Source organism: Mesorhizobium sp. LNJC405B00, from assembly GCF_000502615.1.
Taxonomy (GTDB): domain Bacteria; phylum Pseudomonadota; class Alphaproteobacteria; order Rhizobiales; family Rhizobiaceae; genus Mesorhizobium.
Window position 1 is genome coordinate 1 of sequence record NZ_AYWC01000021.1, and the last position, 17,170, is coordinate 17,170.

14 protein-coding genes and 2 pseudogenes are annotated in these 17,170 nt (G+C 63.4%); 4 read left to right on the top strand and 12 right to left on the bottom strand.

What is annotated here, in order from left to right; genetic code table 11:
• Window positions 1-212: 212 nt before the first annotated feature.
• The 11 genes and pseudogenes from X756_RS1000000168125 to X756_RS139790 form a co-directional block, all read right to left on the bottom strand.
• A pseudogene (locus X756_RS1000000168125) lies at window positions 213-694 on the bottom strand (methyltransferase domain-containing protein); the annotation flags it as partial.
• Window positions 695-768: 74 nt separating this feature from the next.
• A pseudogene (locus tag X756_RS1000000170635) lies at window positions 769-1,088 on the bottom strand (hypothetical protein).
• 54 nt (window positions 1,089-1,142) lie between these two features.
• A complete protein-coding gene (locus X756_RS01000000166035; protein WP_245264578.1) occupies window positions 1,143-1,436 on the bottom strand; it encodes a nuclear transport factor 2 family protein in 294 nt (97 codons plus the stop codon).
• Between the two features lie 144 nt (window positions 1,437-1,580).
• Window positions 1,581-2,060, bottom strand: a complete 480-nt coding sequence (locus tag X756_RS139825; RefSeq protein ID WP_023688798.1) for a carboxymuconolactone decarboxylase family protein — start codon at window positions 2,058-2,060, stop codon at window positions 1,581-1,583.
• Window positions 2,061-2,170: 110 nt separating this feature from the next.
• Window positions 2,171-3,724 carry an alpha/beta fold hydrolase gene (locus X756_RS139820; RefSeq protein ID WP_023731371.1) on the bottom strand — a complete coding sequence of 518 codons (1,554 nt, stop codon included), beginning with the start codon at window positions 3,722-3,724 and terminating at the stop codon, window positions 2,171-2,173.
• A 134-nt stretch (window positions 3,725-3,858) separates the two neighbouring features.
• On the bottom strand, window positions 3,859-4,173 hold the full coding sequence (locus tag X756_RS139815) for a formate dehydrogenase subunit delta (protein WP_023731372.1): 315 nt from the start codon (window positions 4,171-4,173) through the stop codon (window positions 3,859-3,861).
• Window positions 4,163-4,993 (bottom strand): formate dehydrogenase accessory sulfurtransferase FdhD, encoded by an 831-nt coding sequence (gene fdhD / locus X756_RS139810; RefSeq protein ID WP_023731373.1) that lies wholly within the window; start codon window positions 4,991-4,993, stop codon window positions 4,163-4,165. The genes X756_RS139815 and fdhD overlap by 11 nt, the downstream gene beginning before the upstream one ends.
• Window positions 4,994-5,342: 349 nt before the next feature.
• Window positions 5,343-8,255 (bottom strand): formate dehydrogenase subunit alpha, encoded by a 2,913-nt coding sequence (gene fdhF, locus X756_RS139805; RefSeq protein WP_023731374.1) that lies wholly within the window; start codon window positions 8,253-8,255, stop codon window positions 5,343-5,345.
• 10 nt (window positions 8,256-8,265) lie between these two features.
• Complete coding sequence (locus tag X756_RS139800) at window positions 8,266-9,822, bottom strand: NADH-quinone oxidoreductase subunit NuoF (RefSeq protein WP_023731375.1); 1,557 nt, start codon at window positions 9,820-9,822, stop codon at window positions 8,266-8,268.
• Window positions 9,819-10,298: a formate dehydrogenase subunit gamma gene (locus X756_RS139795; protein WP_023731376.1), complete on the bottom strand. Its 480-nt coding sequence runs from the start codon at window positions 10,296-10,298 to the stop codon at window positions 9,819-9,821. Before X756_RS139795 ends, X756_RS139800 begins: the two co-directional genes overlap by 4 nt.
• A gap of 193 nt (window positions 10,299-10,491) precedes the next feature.
• Window positions 10,492-11,391, bottom strand: a complete 900-nt coding sequence (locus X756_RS139790) for a LysR family transcriptional regulator (protein WP_023688790.1) — start codon at window positions 11,389-11,391, stop codon at window positions 10,492-10,494.
• A 158-nt stretch (window positions 11,392-11,549) separates the two neighbouring features.
• On the opposite strand from X756_RS139790, the gene X756_RS139785 reads away from it, so the two are divergent.
• From X756_RS139785 to X756_RS139775, 3 genes are all read left to right on the top strand, one after another.
• Window positions 11,550-12,191 (top strand): DUF47 domain-containing protein, encoded by a 642-nt coding sequence (locus tag X756_RS139785; protein WP_023673429.1) that lies wholly within the window; start codon window positions 11,550-11,552, stop codon window positions 12,189-12,191.
• Window positions 12,192-12,194: 3 nt separating this feature from the next.
• The gene (locus X756_RS139780) at window positions 12,195-13,199 is read left to right on the top strand and encodes an inorganic phosphate transporter (protein WP_023688789.1); all 1,005 of its coding nucleotides are present in this window, start codon (window positions 12,195-12,197) and stop codon (window positions 13,197-13,199) included.
• A gap of 77 nt (window positions 13,200-13,276) precedes the next feature.
• A complete protein-coding gene (locus X756_RS139775) occupies window positions 13,277-14,467 on the top strand; it encodes an Mrp/NBP35 family ATP-binding protein (RefSeq protein ID WP_023731377.1) in 1,191 nt (396 codons plus the stop codon).
• Window positions 14,468-14,627: 160 nt separating this feature from the next.
• Here the strand turns inward: X756_RS139775 and X756_RS139770 are convergent, their stop codons facing one another.
• Window positions 14,628-15,086, bottom strand: coding sequence for a carbon monoxide dehydrogenase subunit G (locus tag X756_RS139770; protein ID WP_023692623.1), 459 nt, complete (start codon window positions 15,084-15,086; stop codon window positions 14,628-14,630).
• Window positions 15,087-15,229: 143 nt separating this feature from the next.
• On the opposite strand from X756_RS139770, the gene X756_RS139765 reads away from it, so the two are divergent.
• Complete coding sequence (locus X756_RS139765) at window positions 15,230-17,035, top strand: IlvD/Edd family dehydratase (protein ID WP_023731378.1); 1,806 nt, start codon at window positions 15,230-15,232, stop codon at window positions 17,033-17,035.
• The last annotated feature ends 135 nt before the right edge of the window (window positions 17,036-17,170 follow it).

Genomic DNA, 17,170 nt, shown 5'->3' on the forward strand with positions numbered 1-17,170 from the left:
TTGGCCGTCGAGACCAATGAAAACTGGATGGAGGCCAACCGATACATCAACATGGACGACCTGCGCGAGCACAAGAAGCTCGCTCTGCGCCAAGCCGCATGACCAGCATCATGGCTGCCCCATTTTGCAGAACTTGACGCACACAACCGGCCGAAGCTGCTGATCCCCCCTTGCGGGGAGATGTCCGGCAGGACAGAGGGGGGTGTGAAGGATCACAACATCGGTGGTTGCTTCTCCGCCGTCACGGCCAGTCCCTCGACCGGCTCTCGCCGGTCATGCCGGATAGTCGTGCTATCAAGCGACAGAATCGAAAACCCGTTTGTGGCCAGAACGCGCCGCACATAAATTTCCGAGTGGGCGTAGCGGCGTGACAGCTGCAAGGCAAAGCCATCGCTGCCGATCAATGTCTCGACGGAAAAGGCAAACAGACCATTGCCGGCCAGAATGCCGGCGACGGTCCTCACCAGACTGTCGAGTGCACCGACATAGATGAACACGTCGGCCGCCACCACCAGATCGGCTTTCGGCCGGCATAAGCGAAATACTGCAGATCGGCCTTGACGAGCAGGTCGTAGACGCCCTTGGCGCGAGCCTATTTCAGCATGGCGGCGGAGATATCGTAGCCCTCCAGCCGTTCGGCGACCGGCCGCAGTTTCTCGCCCATCAGACCGGTGCCGCAACCAAGGGCCAGGGAAGGGCGGTTTTCCGGGCAGCGGACGAGTTTCGGCCGCCGCAACTGATGGCCGAAAACTGCTGCACCTGCCACGGCTACTCCACGATGCGGTAGATGTTCCAAAGGCTGGTGCCTGAAACGACGTAGGGCTCCATCTCCTTGCCCCATTTGGCGTGCGCGTCGATCTTGCCGATCCTGGCGAAGAATCCCTCCAGCTGGGCAAGGCTTTCGACCTGATGATGCGATTCGACCGTCGCTTCCCGAGCTCCGACCGAACCGGTCATGATCTGGAACTCGAGATCGGCAATGCCGACCTGAGAGCCGATCNGATCTCGCGTTCCCATTTCTTCAACAGGTCGAGCACGGTCTGCTTGTGCCCGAACTTGGCGTCGATCTGCCATCTGGCGCTGAACATTTTGTCTCCTCCAGTTTTGCGGCCCAAACCGCGGTTGATCTTTCCGCGGTGGAACTACTCGTCCCAGGCCTGCACGACGGTCTGTCGTGCAATCCGCCCATTCTTCAGCTCCAGCATCGCCGCGCAGAACACTTTCGTTCCGTCCGGATAGGCGCAGGCCTGGGTGAAGGCGAGATTGTCGCCATCGGCGATGGTGGTGTCGACCTTGTGGGTCATCGCCCGGCTGCAGATGTCGTCCCAGAAGGTGCTGATCGCCGCCCGGCCGCGGATCTCGCGCGGCTTGCTCGGCGGATTGTTGCGGTCGATCACCCGCACCAGTGCGTCGTCGGCATAGAAGCTAGCGAGCATCCTGCGTCCCGTCCTTCGATCGCTTTCTTGATCGCCGCGCCGTCCACGCTCTGCGTCTTGGTCAGCATCTTCTCCTCCATGGCCCGTTGATCGGGCGGTTGAATGATCACAAGCAATGCCCGGCGCACCGCCCGGCATTTTCTTTCACTGCGACTTGGCTTTGACGGCTGCGAACACGCCGTCGGTCTGTTGTTTGAAGGTCGCGAAATCGACCTGGCTGCCGTTGAGCATCGTCGACCAGTGGCGCACGATGGCCGCCATCGCGATCGCCTCCTTGATCTCCTCATCGGTCGCGCCATTGAGCTTGGCGGCCTCGGTGTGGAAATAGATGCAGTACTGGCAGGGGATCTGCGAGGCGACGGCCAGCCCCAGCAGTTCCTTGGTCTTGCCGTCGAGCGCGGTCTTGGGGTTGAGCTGCACACCCTTGATCTCGGCCCAGGCGCCGGCAACCGCGACATCGGGCAGCGTCTTGAACATGTCCGGCACTGAGCCGAGCGTCGCCTCGATGTCCTTGTAGGCGGCGGCCGCCGAGGCATCCTCGGCTCTGGCGGGAGCGATCGTGAACAACGCGCCAACGCCTGCCGCTATCACCAGCGATTTGATCGACCTGTTTGACTTCAGCATTGCATCCTCCATCCGCAGTGCCTTTCCCGGCGACATCCGCCTGGCCTGCATGGAGAGAATTGGTACGCCTCGACCCCACCTGGCCGCTTCGCCCGAAAGCGCCATGGTCCCTATGGCCCGTCCGGGCCAGCCTGCCTGGCGGAAAATGCCGCTGCCGCCGCCCGTGACGGCAAATCGAGCTTCAGCAATATGTTGGCGACATGACGCTTGACCGTATGCTCGCTGAGCCTCAGCTCGGCGGCGATCGCGGCATTGCTCTTGCCGTCGGCGATCAGGATCACCACCTCGCTTTCGCGCGCCGTCAGTTGAGCCGGCTCGGCGGGTTTCGCCTTGGGGCGGCAGGCCGGCTCCAGGTGCTGTTCCGACGTTGCCTGGACCAGCGCCAGCGGCTCGTCCAGCTCATCCACCGTGACACGCCCGGCATCGATGAAATGCAGGCCGGACCCCGCCGCCAGATCGGCGGTCAGCCGCGACGCCAGAATATCGCCGCGCCCGGCATGGGCGGCGATCTGCATCGTCACCCGTGCCATCAGCCCCACCGGCGGCCCGCGCATTTCGACCTCACCGACATGGGCGCCCTGGGCGCTTGCAATGCCCATATGTTGCGCCGCATCGCGCAGTGCCGCCGCGCAGCGTATGGCCCGCGCCGGCCCGTCGAAGCGCGAGATCATCAATTCGCCATGGATGCCGGCGACGCGTCCGCCATGACGGCCGACCAGCTGCTGCCAGCTCTCCTGGAAGCGCTCGCTACGTTCGCTCCACATGCGGTCGCCAACCCGCGCCGTGTCGTAGATGCGTGTCGCCAGAAGAGCGGCAAGCACGCGCTCCGCTTCGGCCACGGCACGCTCGCCGGTCAGGAATTCCTCGATCAGGTCGGCCACCCGGTCGACATCGCCGGTCCAGATCGGGTGGTCGCGCCCGGGGACCTCGACCAATCGCGCATTGGCGATCTCTTTCGCCAGGAAGCGGCTGGCGTCCGGGTCGACCCGCGCGTCGTTGCGGCGATGAATGAGCAGTGTCGGTGCGCCGATCGCCGAAAGCACGCCGCGCACATCGATTCCGGCATTCATCCGGGCAAGGGCTGCCGCTGCCGTCGGACTGGCCGACAGCCGCTCGAAGCGGGCCCACCACTGGGTGAAATGCGCATCATCTACCCGGCCGGGAGCGAAGTTGGGCAGTGTGGCGCCCGTGCCCCATTCCGTGCCGGCCGTCGCGATGAAGGCCTCGAGGCGCTCCGGCGACATCACCCATTTGTGGAAATGCGCATAACCGCCATAGAGCGCCAGCGCTCGTGTCCGTTCCGGATAGGTGGCGGCAAACAACATTGCCATCGGCGCGCCTTCCGAAGCGCCGAGCAAGGCCGCGCGGCCGCTGCCGGTGGCATCCATCACCGCGCGCACATCGTCCATGCGGGTTTCGAGGCTGGGCAGGTGGCGTGGGTCGACGCGGTCGGACAGGCCGGTGCCGCGCTTGTCGAACAGGATCAGCCGCGAGAACGCCGAGAGCCGTTTCAAGAGCCTGGCGTAGCCCTCGTCTTCCCAATGCAGGTCGAGATTGGAGATGAAGCCGGGCACGAAAACCAGGTCGAACGATCCCTGGCCGACCACCTGATAGGCGATCCGCACGTCGCTGCTGAGGGCATATCGCGTCTCGATCGGCCTCACGTTGCTATCCCGCCCGGCCAGACGATTTCTGATCGCCGACCATAGCAGACGCCCGGCGGATGCGGCAGCCAAACTTTAGAAGACAGGAATATAGCCCGCGGCGAGCCGTGTTCGCCCGCCATTTCTGGGGGAGGCTATTTCTGGGGAGCGGCGCTCTCTGCACCCGTGGGTTGGACGTAGCCGATGCTCACATCGGCCTGCTCCTCGGTCTTCGGCCGCTTGATCCTGGCCGAGGCCACGACGACGAGTTCGTCAAAACCTTCGCCGCCGCTGTCCAGCATCTCGAAGAACTGCCGGCGCATCCTGGGCTCCCAGAACTTGTTGATGTGCTCGGCCACGCCCGCCACACCTTCCTCGCGGGGCCTTGAATGGAAGAAGGCGGCGATCTGGTTGGCCATGCGCACCAGCTTTTCCCCGGTGCTCGTGATGCGTTCTTCGTTATGCGACATGCTGGGCAACTCCCAAGACCACCCGTTCCGGGTGGGTGAAAACATCGAAATCATCGCCGCGCACCAGCGCTACCAGTGTCATGCCGGCCTCATCAGCGGTGCGGATGGCGAGCGCTGTCGGCGCCGACACGGCGATGATGAAGGCGGAGCCGATCGCCGCCGTTTTCTGCACCATCTCCACCGAGACGCGTGATGTCACCACCACCGCGCCCGATGCACCGTCAATGCCGGCCTTGGCCAGCGCGCCGGCCAGTTTGTCCAGCGCATTGTGCCGGCCGACATCCTCGCGCGCCATGACGATGCCTTTGCCGGGAATGTAGAAGCCCGCTGCATGCACGGCGCCGGTTTCTGAATGCAGAGGCTGCACCTTGGACAAAAGCTTTACCGAACGGGTGATATCGTCGGCTTCAAGCGTAAGCTTGGACGCACCAACCTTGTCGACCGAGCGCATCGCTTCCTCGATCGATTCGATGCCGCATAGCCCACAGCCGACCGGACCGGCCAATCGCCTGCGTCGCGCCTCGAAGCGCGTATTGGCCTGGTCCTTCAACCGGATCTGGATATCGATCCCGGCGCCATGGTCCTCGACCTCGATCGCCTCTATCTCGTCAGGCAACGCGATGATGCCTTCGGTCAGCGAGAAGCCGAGCGCGAAATCCTCGAAATCGGCCGGGCTCGCCATCATCACCGCATGGGTGGTGCCGGCAAAGGAGAACGCCACCGGCGTCTCCTCCGGCACCATGCGGTTGGCCGATGTCGTGCCGCTGGCGCGGTGGGCAAGGCGAGAGATTTGGGTGGTGGCTTGGCGTTTGCGGGTCACGAGGCGCGCCCCTCTGCCCTGTTCGTCCTTAGCAGCAGCTGTGGAGGCTCGCGCCTTTCCTCTCCCCCGTCGACCGGGGGAGAGGTGTCAAGCGAAGCTTGACGGAGTGGGGGTCGACTGCTCGCCAGATAGGCCGGTTTGCCTGCTCTTTGGGTTGTGCGCGACTTTCGACGGCTGCGTGTTGCGGGGCCGGCTTCCCCCACTCCGTCGCCGCTTCGCGGCGCCACCTCTCCCCCCTCCGGAGGGAGAAGAAAGGCGCCAGGCGGCATAAGCTCGCGTCCTTCCTGACGGAGTAGGGGTCGACCAACCGTCAAGATTGAAGCTCTTATTGTCGAACGCCGTGGCAAGACTACTCCGCCGCTTCCAGCTTTGCGATGCGGCGGCTCTGCTCGGCCTGCTCGTTATAATCGCGCTGCCAGTCCGAAGGCCCGTTGGAGGCGCCGACCTGCACCGCGGTCACCTTGTACTCCGGGCAGTTGGTCGCCCAGTCGGAGAAGTCGGTGGTGATGACGTTGGCCTGCGTGTCGGGATGGTGGAACGTTGTGTAGACCACACCTGGCGACACCCGGTCGGTGATCAGCGCACGCAGCGTCGTCTCACCCGAACGGCTGGTCAGCCGCACCCAGTCGCCATCGCGCAGGCCGCGGTTCTCCGCATCGTGCGGATGGATCTCCAGCCGGTCCTCCGAGTGCCACATGACGTTTTCGGTGCGCCTTGTCTGTGCACCGACATTGTACTGGCTGAGGATGCGGCCGGTGGTCAGCAGCAACGGGAAACGGGGCCCGGTCCGCTCGTCGGTCGCCACATATTCCGTCCGGATGAACTTGCCCTTGCCGCGCACGAAGCCGTCGATATGCATGATCGGCGTGCCGAGCGGCGCCTTCTCGTTGCAGGGCCATTGCACCGATCCGACACGGTCGAGCAGATCGAAGGAGACGCCGGCGAAGCTCGGCGTCGTTTTGGCGATCTCGTCCATGATTTCGGAGGGATGCTGGTAGTTCCAATCCAGCCCGATCGCGCGGGCAAGCTCCTGTGTCGCTTCCCAGTCGGCGTAGCGCGCCTTCGGCTCCAGCACCTTGCGCACCATGTTGATGCGGCGCTCGGCATTTGTGAAGGTGCCGTCCTTTTCCAGGAAGGTCGAGCCCGGCAGGAAGACATGCGCGTAGTTCGCTGTCTCGTTGAGGAACAGGTCGTGCACGACCACGCATTCCATCGCCGCCAGGCCGGCCGCGACATGCTTGGTATCAGGGTCGGACTGCAGGATGTCCTCGCCCTGGATGTAGATGCCCTTGAAGGATCCGTCGACGGCGGCATCCAGCATGTTGGGGATGCGCAGGCCCGGTTCGTCGTCGAGCTTCACCCCCCACAGGCTCTCATAGATGTCGCGCACCGCCTCGCCGGAGATGTGGCGGTAGCCCGGCAGTTCATGCGGGAACGAGCCCATGTCGCAGGAACCCTGCACGTTGTTCTGGCCGCGCAGCGGGTTCACGCCGACGCCGGGACGGCCGATATTGCCGGTCGCCATGGCAAGGTTGGCGATAGCCATAACCGTGGTCGAACCCTGGCTGTGTTCGGTGACGCCAAGGCCATAATAAATCGCGCCATTGCCGCCCTTGGCATAGAGGCGCGCAGCACCCCGGATCAGTTCGGGATCGACGCCGGACAGCTTGCCCACGATTTCGGGGTTGTTTTCCGGCAAGGCGACGAAAGAAGCCCAATCCTGGAACTCCGCCCAGTCGCAGCGATCGCGGATGAAGGCTTCGTCGAAAAGCCCTTCGGTAACGATGACATGCGCCAGCGCCGTCAGCACCGCCACGTTGGTGCCGGGCTTCAGCGGCAGGTGATAGTCGGCCTCGATATGCGCCGACTTGACCATTTCGGTGCGGCGCGGATCGAGCACGATCAGCTTGGCGCCCTGGCGCAGCCGCTTTTTCAGCCGCGAGGCGAACACCGGGTGCGCGGAAGCCGGATTGGCGCCGATGATGACGGCGACATCGGTGAAGTCGACGGAATCGAAATCCTGCGTGCCGGCCGAGGTGCCATAGGTCTGGCCGAGGCCGTAGCCGGTCGGCGAGTGGCAGACGCGCGCGCAAGTGTCGACATTGTTGTTGCGGAAGCCTTGGCGCACCAGCTTCTGGACGAGATAGGTCTCTTCATTCGTGCAGCGCGAGGACGTGATACCGCCGATCGAGGTGCGGCCGTATTGATACTGGATACGGCGGAATTCCTTGGCCGTATGGGCGATGGCCTCTTCCCAGCTCACCTCGCGCCAGGGATCGCTGACCTTTTCCCGGATCATAGGCGACAGGATGCGGTCCTTGTGGGTGGCATAGCCATAGGCGAAACGGCCCTTCACGCAGGAGTGGCCGTGGTTCGCCTTGCCGTCCTTGTAGGGCATCATGCGAATGACTTCGTCGTCCTTCACTTCTGCCTTGAACGAGCAGCCGACGCCGCAATAGGCGCAGGTGGTGACGGCGGAGCGCTCGGGCATGCCTTTCTCAAGCACGGTCTTTTCACGCAGCGCATCGGTCGGACAGGCCTGCACGCAGGCGCCGCAGGATACGCATTCGGAGGCGATGAAATCCTCGTGCATGCCGGCGACCATGCGCGATTCGAAACCGCGGCCCTCGATCGTCAGCGCGAAGGTGCCCTGCACCTCCTCGCAGGCCCGCACGCAGCGCGAGCAGACGATACATTGCGCCGGATCATAGGTGAAATATGGGTTGGACTCATCGCGAGCGATGTAGTCGACCGCCAGCGAGCCATGGCCGGGCGCGACGCCGTTTTCCTGCTTGACGTGGTTGCGGCCCTCGATGCCGAAGCGGTTCTCGGTCAGGCCGACCGATTTCGCCACAACGTCGAACTCGCTGGCGCCGGTGCCGGCCTTCTCGTTCCAGCCGGTCGGGTGGTCGGAGACGTAAAGCTCCATGACACCGCGGCGGATGGCGTCGAGCCGCTCGGATTGCGTGCGCACCACCATGCCTTCGCCGACGGGCGTCGTGCAGGATGCCGGCGTGCCGCCGCGCCCGTCGATCTCGACCAGGCAGACGCGGCAGGAGCCGAACGAGTCAAGCATGTCGGTAGCGCAGAGTTTTGGGATCTCGACCCCGCCTTCCATCGCCGCGCGCATGATCGACGTACCCTCCGGCACGCTGATGCTGCGGCCGTCGACGATCAGCGTAACCTGCTTTTGCGCCTTCGATTCCGGGGTTCCGTAATCGAGTTCTTCGATGAGTGTCGGGAAGTCGGCCTTGATATTCATCTGCCAGCTCCTATTCAGCAGCCACGCGCGCCGGCGCGGGCTTGAAATCTTCGGGGAAATGGGTGATCGAGCTCATCACCGGATAGGGCGTGAAGCCGCCCAGCGCGCAGAGCGATCCGAACTTCATCGTGTTGCAGAGATCGGTGACCAGTGCCAGGTTCTTCTCCGGCTCGATGCCGGCGGCAAGCCGGTCGATGGTCTCCACCCCGCGTATCGAGCCGATGCGGCAGGGCGTGCACTTGCCGCAGCTTTCGATGGCGCAGAACTCCATGGCAAAGCGCGCCTGCTTCAGCATGTCGGCCGTGTCGTCGAACACGGTGATGCCGGCATGGCCGATCAGCCCGTCGCGCTTCGCGAACTCTTCGTAGTCGAACGGCGTGTCGAACAGGCCGCGCGGGAAATAGGCGCCGAGCGGGCCGCCGACCTGCACCGCCTTCACCGGGCGACCTGTGGCCGTACCGCCGCCGATATCGTCGACGATCTCGCCCAGCGTCATGCCGAACGCCGCCTCGAACAGGCCGCCGAACTTGACGTTGCCGGCGATCTGTATCGGGATCGTGCCGCGCGAGCGGCCCATGCCGAAATCCTTGTAGAAGGCAGCACCCTTGTCCATGATGATGGGCACGGAGGCCAGGCTGATGACGTTGTTGATCACCGTCGGCTTGCCGAACAGACCCTGGATTGCCGGCAGCGGTGGCTTGGCTCGCACCACGCCGCGCTTGCCTTCAAGGCTGTTCAGCAGCGAAGTTTCCTCGCCGCAGACATAGGCGCCGGCGCCGACGCGGATTTCCATGTCGAAGGCGTTGGGCGAACCCAGCACGCTGACGCCGAGCACGCCTGCCTTGCGGGCGACCTCGACAGCCTTGTTCATGACAGCCACCGCATGCGGATATTCCGAGCGGATATAGACGAACCCCTTGGTCGCGCCGGTGGCGATGCCGGCAATCGCCATGCCTTCGATGAGCACGAAGGGGTCGCCCTCCATGATCATGCGGTCGGCAAAGGTGGCGCTGTCGCCCTCGTCGGCATTGCAGACGATGTATTTGCGGTCAGATGTCGTATCGAGCACCGTCTTCCACTTGATGCCGGTCGGGAAGCCGGCGCCGCCGCGGCCGCGCAAGCCCGATTCCGTGACCTGTTTGACGATGTCGAGCGGCGCCATGGCCACCGCGTTCTGCAGGCCCTTGAGCCCGCCCAGTGACTTGTAGGCGTCGAGCGATAGCGGGTCGTTGATGCCGCAACGCGCGAAGGTCAGGCGCGTCTGCTTGGCGAGGAACGGGATTTTGTCGGGCGCGCCCAGCCAGCGCTTGTGATGCCCGCCGGTCAGAAAGCCGCTGTCGAACAGGCTCTTGATGTCTGAGGGCTTGACCGGCCCGTAAGCGACGCGGCCCTTTTCGGTCGCGACCTCGACCATCGGTTCGAGGAAATAGGCGCCGCGCGAGCCGTTGCGGACGATCTTGGCCTCGACACCCCGTTCGGCCAGTTCCGCACGAACAGCCTTGGCGACCTTTTCGGCGCCGAGCGCCAGCGCGCCGGAGTCACCTGGAATGTAGATGCGCGGGATCATGAGCGTACCTCCGCGACGATCTCTTCGATCTTCTCGTCATCGAGCCGCCCGATCACCTCACCATCCAGCATCGCCGACGGTGAACAGGCGCACAGCCCGAGGCAATAGACAGGCTCAAGTGTAACCGATCCGTCGCGGGTGGTCTCATGGAAATCGATGCCCAACAACTGCTTGACCTTTGCGGCGATCGCATCCGAACCCATCGACTGGCAGGCTTCCGCCTGGCAGAGCTTGAGCACATGCCGGCCAGCCGGACGGGCACGGAAATCATGATAGAAGGTCACGACGCCATGCACTTCGGCCCTCGACAGGTTCAGCCCATCGGCGATGACGGGCACGGCGTCCTGCGGCACGTGGCCAAATTCTTCCTGGATCTCGTGCAGGATCGGCAGCAGCGGGCCTTCGAGGCCCTTCAACTGCTGGATGATCGCCGCCGTGCGCGACTGTATCTCGGTACTTGCTGGCTGCATCGTCACGCAGCGCCCTCCCTATCGTAGCGATCGATGCATATATCGTCCAAAAGCATGAAGCGGTTTTGGAACAACGACATGCCTACGCCGCTTAATCGCTAAGTGCTTAAGAAATCAGAGAAAACCTCTGAAATCAATAAAGCGGTTTCGTTGCACGATAGGAAATTTCTATCGCGCCGATTGACCAGTTATGACTAGCTCAGCGATTGGCGCGGAAATCGTCTGCCAGCGCCATCGCCTCGTCCAGCAGCGCCTGCACCAGCGGCGTGTGCGGTTCGCGCGGCGCGGCGACCAGCCCGACCGTGTGGCTGGCATCCGGTTCGACGATCGGAATGGCCCGGATCGGCTCGGAAAAGCCGAATGTTTCCGCCAGGTTGAGCGGCATGATCGACGACCATTTGCCTGTCCGTATGTGGGAGAACAGCACGATCATCGAGTTGGATTCCAGTGTCGGCCGCACCTGCACGCCGGCCTCGGCCAGATGCTGGTCGATGATGCGGCGGTTCTGCATGTCCGGCGTCAACAAGCAGAGCGGCAGCTGGCTGATTTCGGCCCATGTCACTTTGTCGCGATCCGAATAGGGATTTCCGACCGCCGTGATCAGCTGGTAGCGCTCGTCATAGAGCGGCACGCTGGTCACCCGTCCGAGAGGCTCGTTGTCGAGATAGGTGATGCCGGCATCGACGTCGAAATTGCCGAGCAGCGACAACACCTCGATCGAGGTGCGCGACAGGATAGAGAAGGTGACGCCCGGATGCTTCTCGCGAAATGGCGTCGTAAGCCGCGCCACCATGGCGAGGGCGGTTGGGATGGCGGCAATACGGATACGCCCGGACAGGCCATGTCGCGCCGCCCGCATCTCTTCGCGCATGGTCCTGGAATCGCCGACGATGCGACGCGCCCACACCAGCACCTGCTTGCCTTCCGGCGTCAGCCCCTGAAAGCGCGAACCGCGATTGACCAGCATGACGCCGAGCTGGCCCTCCAGCTGCTTGATCCCGGCCGACAAGGTCGGCTGCGTGACGCCGCACGCTTCCGCCGCCCGGCCGAAATGCTCCTCCTTGGCCAGCGCGATGAAGAATTCGAGCTTGTCGATCATACCATCCGTCCGTTCGTTGCGCGCAAGGTCGGGGAAATTGCCTTTCGCCGCAAGCTCTACCCGCAATTGGCCATGCATCCACATCTTTGGGCCGGCTGGCTGTTTCCCCCGGCCGAACACGGCGCTATGTGGTTGGATGGAATACGAGGAGATCGGACATGCTGGGCTGGTTCCGCAAGCTTTTGCCGCGCGAAGATCGCTTCTTCGACCTCTTTGAACGGCATTCCCGCACCGTGGTCGGCGGCGCCGAGGCGCTGGAGCAGCTTCTGCAGGGCAAGGACATCGATCGTTGGTGCCAGAAGATCATCGATCTCGAGGACGAGGCCGATCATATCACGGCCGAAGTGCTGCTGGCGGTGCGGCGTTCCTTCATCACGCCCTTCGATCGCGGCGACATCAAGGACCTGATCCAGTCGATGGATGACGCCATCGACATGATGCACAAGACCGTCAAGACGGTGAAGCTGTTCGAAAAGAAGGAATTCGACCCGCTGATGCAGGAGATGGGTGGCGTCATCGTTGCCGCCTCCAGGCTGGTTGCCGAAGCGATCCCGCTGCTCAGCAAGGTCGGCACGCACACGGTACGCCTCAACGCCATCGCCGAAGAGGTGATGCGCGTCGAAAGCCGCGCCGACGATCTGCATGAGCAGGGATTGAAGGACCTGTTCAAGCGGCATGGCCGCAGCGATCCGATGGCCTACCTGATCGGCTCGGAGATCTACGGCCAGCTGGAGAAGGTGGTCGACCGCTTTGAGGACGTCGCCAACGAGATCAGCGGCATCGTTATCGAGAACGTTTAGGCAATGGAAGCCACCATCGCCTTTCCCGTGCTGATCGGCCTTGTCGCCGTCGCGCTGTTTTTCGATTTCCTAAACGGCTTGCACGATGCGGCGAACTCCATCGCCACCATCGTCTCCACCCGCGTGCTGAGACCACAATATGCGGTCTTGTGGGCGGCTTTCTTCAATTTCATCGCCTTCATGTTCTTCGGCCTTCACGTGGCTGAAACTGTGGGAAAAGGTATCGTCGACGTCAGCATCGTCACGCCGGCGGTGATCTTCTCGGCGCTCGTCGGCGCCATCGTCTGGAACATCGTCACCTGGATTGCCGGCATCCCGTCCAGCAGTTCGCATGCCCTGATCGGCGGGCTCGTCGGCGCCGGCGTTGCAAAGGCTGGGCCCGGCGCCATCGTCTGGACCGGGCTTGGCAAGACGGTCGCCGCAATCGTCGTGTCGCCGGCGACAGGGTTTGTTCTGGCGCTGGTCCTGATCCTGGCCGTTTCCTGGCTGTTCGTGCGCCAGACACCGTTCGCCGTCGACAGCACTTTCCGCGTCATGCAGTTCTTTTCGGCCTCGCTTTATTCGCTAGGGCACGGCGGCAACGACGCCCAGAAAACCATGGGCATCATCGCCGTGCTGCTCTATTCGCAAGGTATGCTCGGCGGGACGTTCTACGTGCCGCTGTGGGTCGTCCTCACCTGTCAGACAGCACTGGCGCTCGGCACTTTGTTCGGCGGCTGGCGCATCGTCCACACGATGGGCTCGAAGATCACCCGGTTGAACCCGATGCAGGGCTTCTGCGCCGAGACCGGCGGCGCCATCACCCTGTTTGCCGCCACCTGGCTTGGCGTTCCCGTGTCGACCACCCATACGATCACCGGGGCCATCATCGGTGTCGGCGCTGCCCGTCGCGTCTCGGCCGTGCGCTGGGGCATTGCCGGCAACATCGTCATCGCCTGGATCGTCACCTTGCCGGCCACGGCTGCAATTTCGGCGCTCACCTACCTTGCGGTTGGCCTGGCAAGGTGAGGCGGACACTGTGGTGCTTGGAGTCGCTGCCAATCTGCACTATCTGAGCCGCAGCCAAACGCCTTAGGGAACAATGCATGTCCGTCACCAAGGAAATCGTCACCGAGCGTCTGAAGACGGTCAACGGGCCGGACTTCACCGGCAACATCGTCGACCTCGGCATGGTTTCGGAGATTTTCATCGCCGATTCGAAAGTGTTTTTCTCGATCACCGTTCCCGCCGCCCGTGCACAGGAGATGGAGCCGCTGCGCGCCGCAGCCGAGCGTGTCGTCAAGGCGATCCCTGGTGTCGCCGGCGCCGTCGTCGCGCTGACGGCGGAGACGAAGGGCGGCGGCATGGAGGCTCCGGTTGCGTCGCGTCCCGCGCCCAGGCCGGCACCCCCGGCTGCGCCAGCCGCGCCGCGCCCAGCTCCACACTCTCCAGCCCCGCACGCCCCGGCCTCGGAAAGGTCGGGCAAGCGCGGCGTGCCCGGCATCGAGGCGATCATCGCGGTGGCGTCCGGCAAGGGCGGCGTCGGCAAGTCGACCACCGCCGTCAACATCGCGCTTGGCCTCGCCGCCAACGGTTTGCGTGTCGGCGTGCTCGATGCCGATATTTATGGCCCGTCCATGCCCAGGCTGCTCAACATCCATGGCCGGCCGCAGACCGTCGACGGCAAGATCCTGAAACCGATGGAGAATTACGGCCTTAAGGTGATGTCGATGGGCTTCCTCGTCGACGAGGAGACGCCGATGATCTGGCGCGGTCCGATGGTGATGTCGGCGCTGACGCAGATGCTGCGCGAGGTCGAATGGGGCCGCCTCGACGTGCTCGTCGTCGACATGCCGCCCGGCACCGGCGACGCGCAGCTGACTATGGCCCAGCAGGTGCCGCTGGCCGGCGCCGTCATCGTCTCGACGCCGCAGGACCTGGCGCTGATCGACGCCCGCAAGGGATTGAATATGTTCAAGAAGGTCGACGTGCCGCTGCTCGGCATCGTCGAGAACATGAGCTATTTCATAGCCCCCGATACCGGCAAGCGCTACGACATCTTTGGCCATGGCGGGGCGCGGCGCGAGGCCGAGCGACTCGGCGTGACCTTCCTCGGCGAAGTGCCGCTGGAAATGGGCATTCGCGAAAGTTCTGATGAAGGCTCGCCCGTGGTGGCGTCGAAGCCAGACAGCGCCGAGGCGAAGATCTATCGCGGCATTGCTTCGAAGGTCTGGGACCGGGTCAACGAAGAACGCGGCGCGGCCGAAGCGGCGGTGCCGAACATCGTGTTCGAGTAGCTCGGATATCCCTCCCCCTTGAGGGGAGGGTGGCCCGAAGGGCCGGGTGGGGTCCGCGGTGACACGCTCGACGCTATTTCTTTACAAGTCGAGGCAGCTCAACTCAGGTTGAGGCGGTTGAGGCGACCCCACCCGCCTCGCTTCGCGAGGCACCCTCCCCTCAAGGGGGAGGGGAACCCACCTTCTCACCAAAGCTTGAAAAAAACTGCCCGGCCAGCTTCTTCGAAGTCGATTCGATGAGCCGGCTGCCGAGTTGGGCGATCTTGCCGCCGACTTCGGCTTTGGCCGCGTATTTGAGGACCGTCGCATCCGGCCCGTCCGCCGTCAGCGTCACGTCGGCGCCACCCTTGGCGAAGCCGGCAATACCGCCCTTGCCCTCGCCCTGGATGGTGTAGGAGTGCGGCGGCTTCAGGTTCTTCAACGTCACCTCGCCGTTGAATATCGCCTTGATCGGTCCGATCTTCAGGACCACCGTCGCTGCCATTTCGGTCGGCGATTTCATCTCCAGGTTCTGGCAGCCGGGAATGGTCGCCTGCAAAACCTTCGGATCGTTCAGCGCGTCCCACACTTTCTGCAGGGGGGCGGCAATGCGTTCCTCGCCTTCGATCACCAAAGCCATCGATACCTCCCGGACAGACTTCGAAGGCCTAACGCACGGTCTGGTCTGTGTCTATCGCACCAAAGTCCGGTTGCGACGGTGCGCCCTCTTGCCTGCTTCCGCGCGTTGCCATATCGATTTGTCTTACAAATACGGAGACCATGATGGCAGGCGCCCCCACCGGAAAGAAGAAATTTCGCTCGCAGGAGTGGTTCGACAATCCCGACAATCCAGGCATGACCGCGCTCTACCTCGAGCGCTACCTGAACTACGGCCTGACGCGGGCCGAGCTGATGTCTGGCAAGCCGCTGATCGGCATCGCCCAGACCGGCTCGGATCTGTCGCCATGCAACCGCCATCATATCGAACTCGCCAAGCGCGTGCGCGAAGGCATCGTCTCGATGGGCGGCATCCCCTTCGAATTCCCGTGCCATCCGATCCAGGAGACCGGCAAGCGCCCGACCGCGGCACTCGACCGCAACCTTGCCTATCTCGGCCTGGTCGAAGTGCTTTACGGCTATCCGCTCGACGGCGTCGTGCTGACCATCGGCTGCGACAAAACCACGCCGGCGCTGCTGATGGCGGCGGCCACCGTCAATATTCCGGCCATAGCACTTTCGGTCGGACCGATGCTCAATGGCTGGCACAAAGGCAAGCGCACGGGATCCGGCACCATCGTCTGGGAATCGCGCCAGCGGCTCTCCGCCGGCGAGATCGACTATGACGAGTTCATGGACATCGTCGCCTCATCGGCGCCGTCGACCGGCTATTGCAACACCATGGGCACCGCCACCACGATGAACTCGCTGGCAGAGGCGCTCGGGATGCAATTGCCGGGCTCGGCTGCCATTCCGGCACCCTACCGCGAGCGCGGCCAGATCTCCTATGAGACGGGCAAGCGCATCGTCGAGATGGTGCATGAGGATCTGAAGCCATCCGACATCATGACGCGCAAGGCGTTCGAGAACGCCATTGTCGTCAATTCGGCGATTGGCGGCTCGACCAATGCGCCGATCCACCTCAACGCGATTGCCCGCCATCTCGGCGTGCCGCTCACCAATGACGACTGGCAGACGGTCGGCCTCCATGTGCCGCTCATCGTCAATCTGCAGCCATCTGGCGAATATCTCGGCGAGGACTATCATCATGCCGGCGGTGTGCCGGCTGTGGTTGCCGAACTGATGAAGGCCAAGCTGCTGCCCTATCCCGAAGCCATGACCGTCAACGGGAAATCGATCGGCGACAATTGCAAGGGGGTCGCCAACGAGAATACCGATGTCATCCGCACTGTTGCCGAGCCGCTGAAGGTCAATGCCGGCTTCATCAATCTCAGCGGCAATCTGTTCGATTCCGCCATCATGAAGATGAGCGGCATCTCGCCGGAATTCCGCGAACGCTATCTCTCCAACCCGAACGACCCGGAAGCCTTCGAAGGCAACGCCATGGTCTTTGACGGGCCGGAGGACTACCACGCCCGCATCGACGATCCGGCGCAAGGCATCGACGAGCACACCATCCTATTCATGCGCGGCGCCGGCCCGATCGGCTATCCCGGCGGCGCCGAGGTCGTCAACATGCAGCCGCCCGCTTATCTCATCAAGAAGGGCATTCACGCGCTGGCCTGCATCGGCGATGGCCGCCAGTCGGGCACATCGGGGTCGCCCTCTATCCTCAACGCTTCCCCGGAAGCCGCCATTGGCGGCGGCCTGGCGCTGCTCAAGACCGGCGACCGTGTGCGCATCGACTTACGCAAAGGCACTGCCAACATCCTCGTCTCCGACGAGGAAATCACGCGGCGCCGTGCCGAACTGCAGGACGATGGCGGCTATCACTATCCCAAGCACCAGACGCCATGGCAGGAAATCCAGCGCTCCATGGTCGACCAGTTCTCGGAGGGCATGGTGCTGAAGCCGGCGGTGAAATACCAGGACGTCGCCCATACCAGCGGCGTGCCGAGGGACAACCACTAGGCGTTGCAAGTTTGGTGAAATCGAAGGCGGCTTGCCATCGGGTAGGCCGCCTTTTCTCATGGCAACGCTCTTGTATCGATTGGGCCAAGTCTACAGATACGTCGTCTCGACAGGTCCTGCACGAGGGATAACACC

Excerpts from the sequence above, each read along its gene's own strand:
- X756_RS01000000166035 (WP_245264578.1), bottom strand. The coding sequence starts at position 1,436 with ATGCTCGCTAGCTTCTATGCCGACGACGCACTGGTGCGGGTGATCGAC.
- X756_RS139825 (WP_023688798.1), bottom strand. The coding sequence starts at position 2,060 with ATGCTGAAGTCAAACAGGTCGATCAAATCGCTGGTGATAGCGGCAGGC.
- X756_RS139815 (WP_023731372.1), bottom strand. The coding sequence starts at position 4,173 with ATGTCGCATAACGAAGAACGCATCACGAGCACCGGGGAAAAGCTGGTG.
- fdhF (WP_023731374.1), bottom strand. The coding sequence starts at position 8,255 with ATGAATATCAAGGCCGACTTCCCGACACTCATCGAAGAACTCGATTAC.
- X756_RS139800 (WP_023731375.1), bottom strand. The coding sequence starts at position 9,822 with ATGATCCCGCGCATCTACATTCCAGGTGACTCCGGCGCGCTGGCGCTC.
- X756_RS139790 (WP_023688790.1), bottom strand. The coding sequence starts at position 11,391 with ATGATCGACAAGCTCGAATTCTTCATCGCGCTGGCCAAGGAGGAGCAT.
- X756_RS139785 (WP_023673429.1), top strand. The coding sequence starts at position 11,550 with ATGCTGGGCTGGTTCCGCAAGCTTTTGCCGCGCGAAGATCGCTTCTTC.
- X756_RS139780 (WP_023688789.1), top strand. The coding sequence starts at position 12,195 with ATGGAAGCCACCATCGCCTTTCCCGTGCTGATCGGCCTTGTCGCCGTC.
- X756_RS139775 (WP_023731377.1), top strand. The coding sequence starts at position 13,277 with ATGTCCGTCACCAAGGAAATCGTCACCGAGCGTCTGAAGACGGTCAAC.
- X756_RS139770 (WP_023692623.1), bottom strand. The coding sequence starts at position 15,086 with ATGGCTTTGGTGATCGAAGGCGAGGAACGCATTGCCGCCCCCCTGCAG.
- X756_RS139765 (WP_023731378.1), top strand. The coding sequence starts at position 15,230 with ATGGCAGGCGCCCCCACCGGAAAGAAGAAATTTCGCTCGCAGGAGTGG.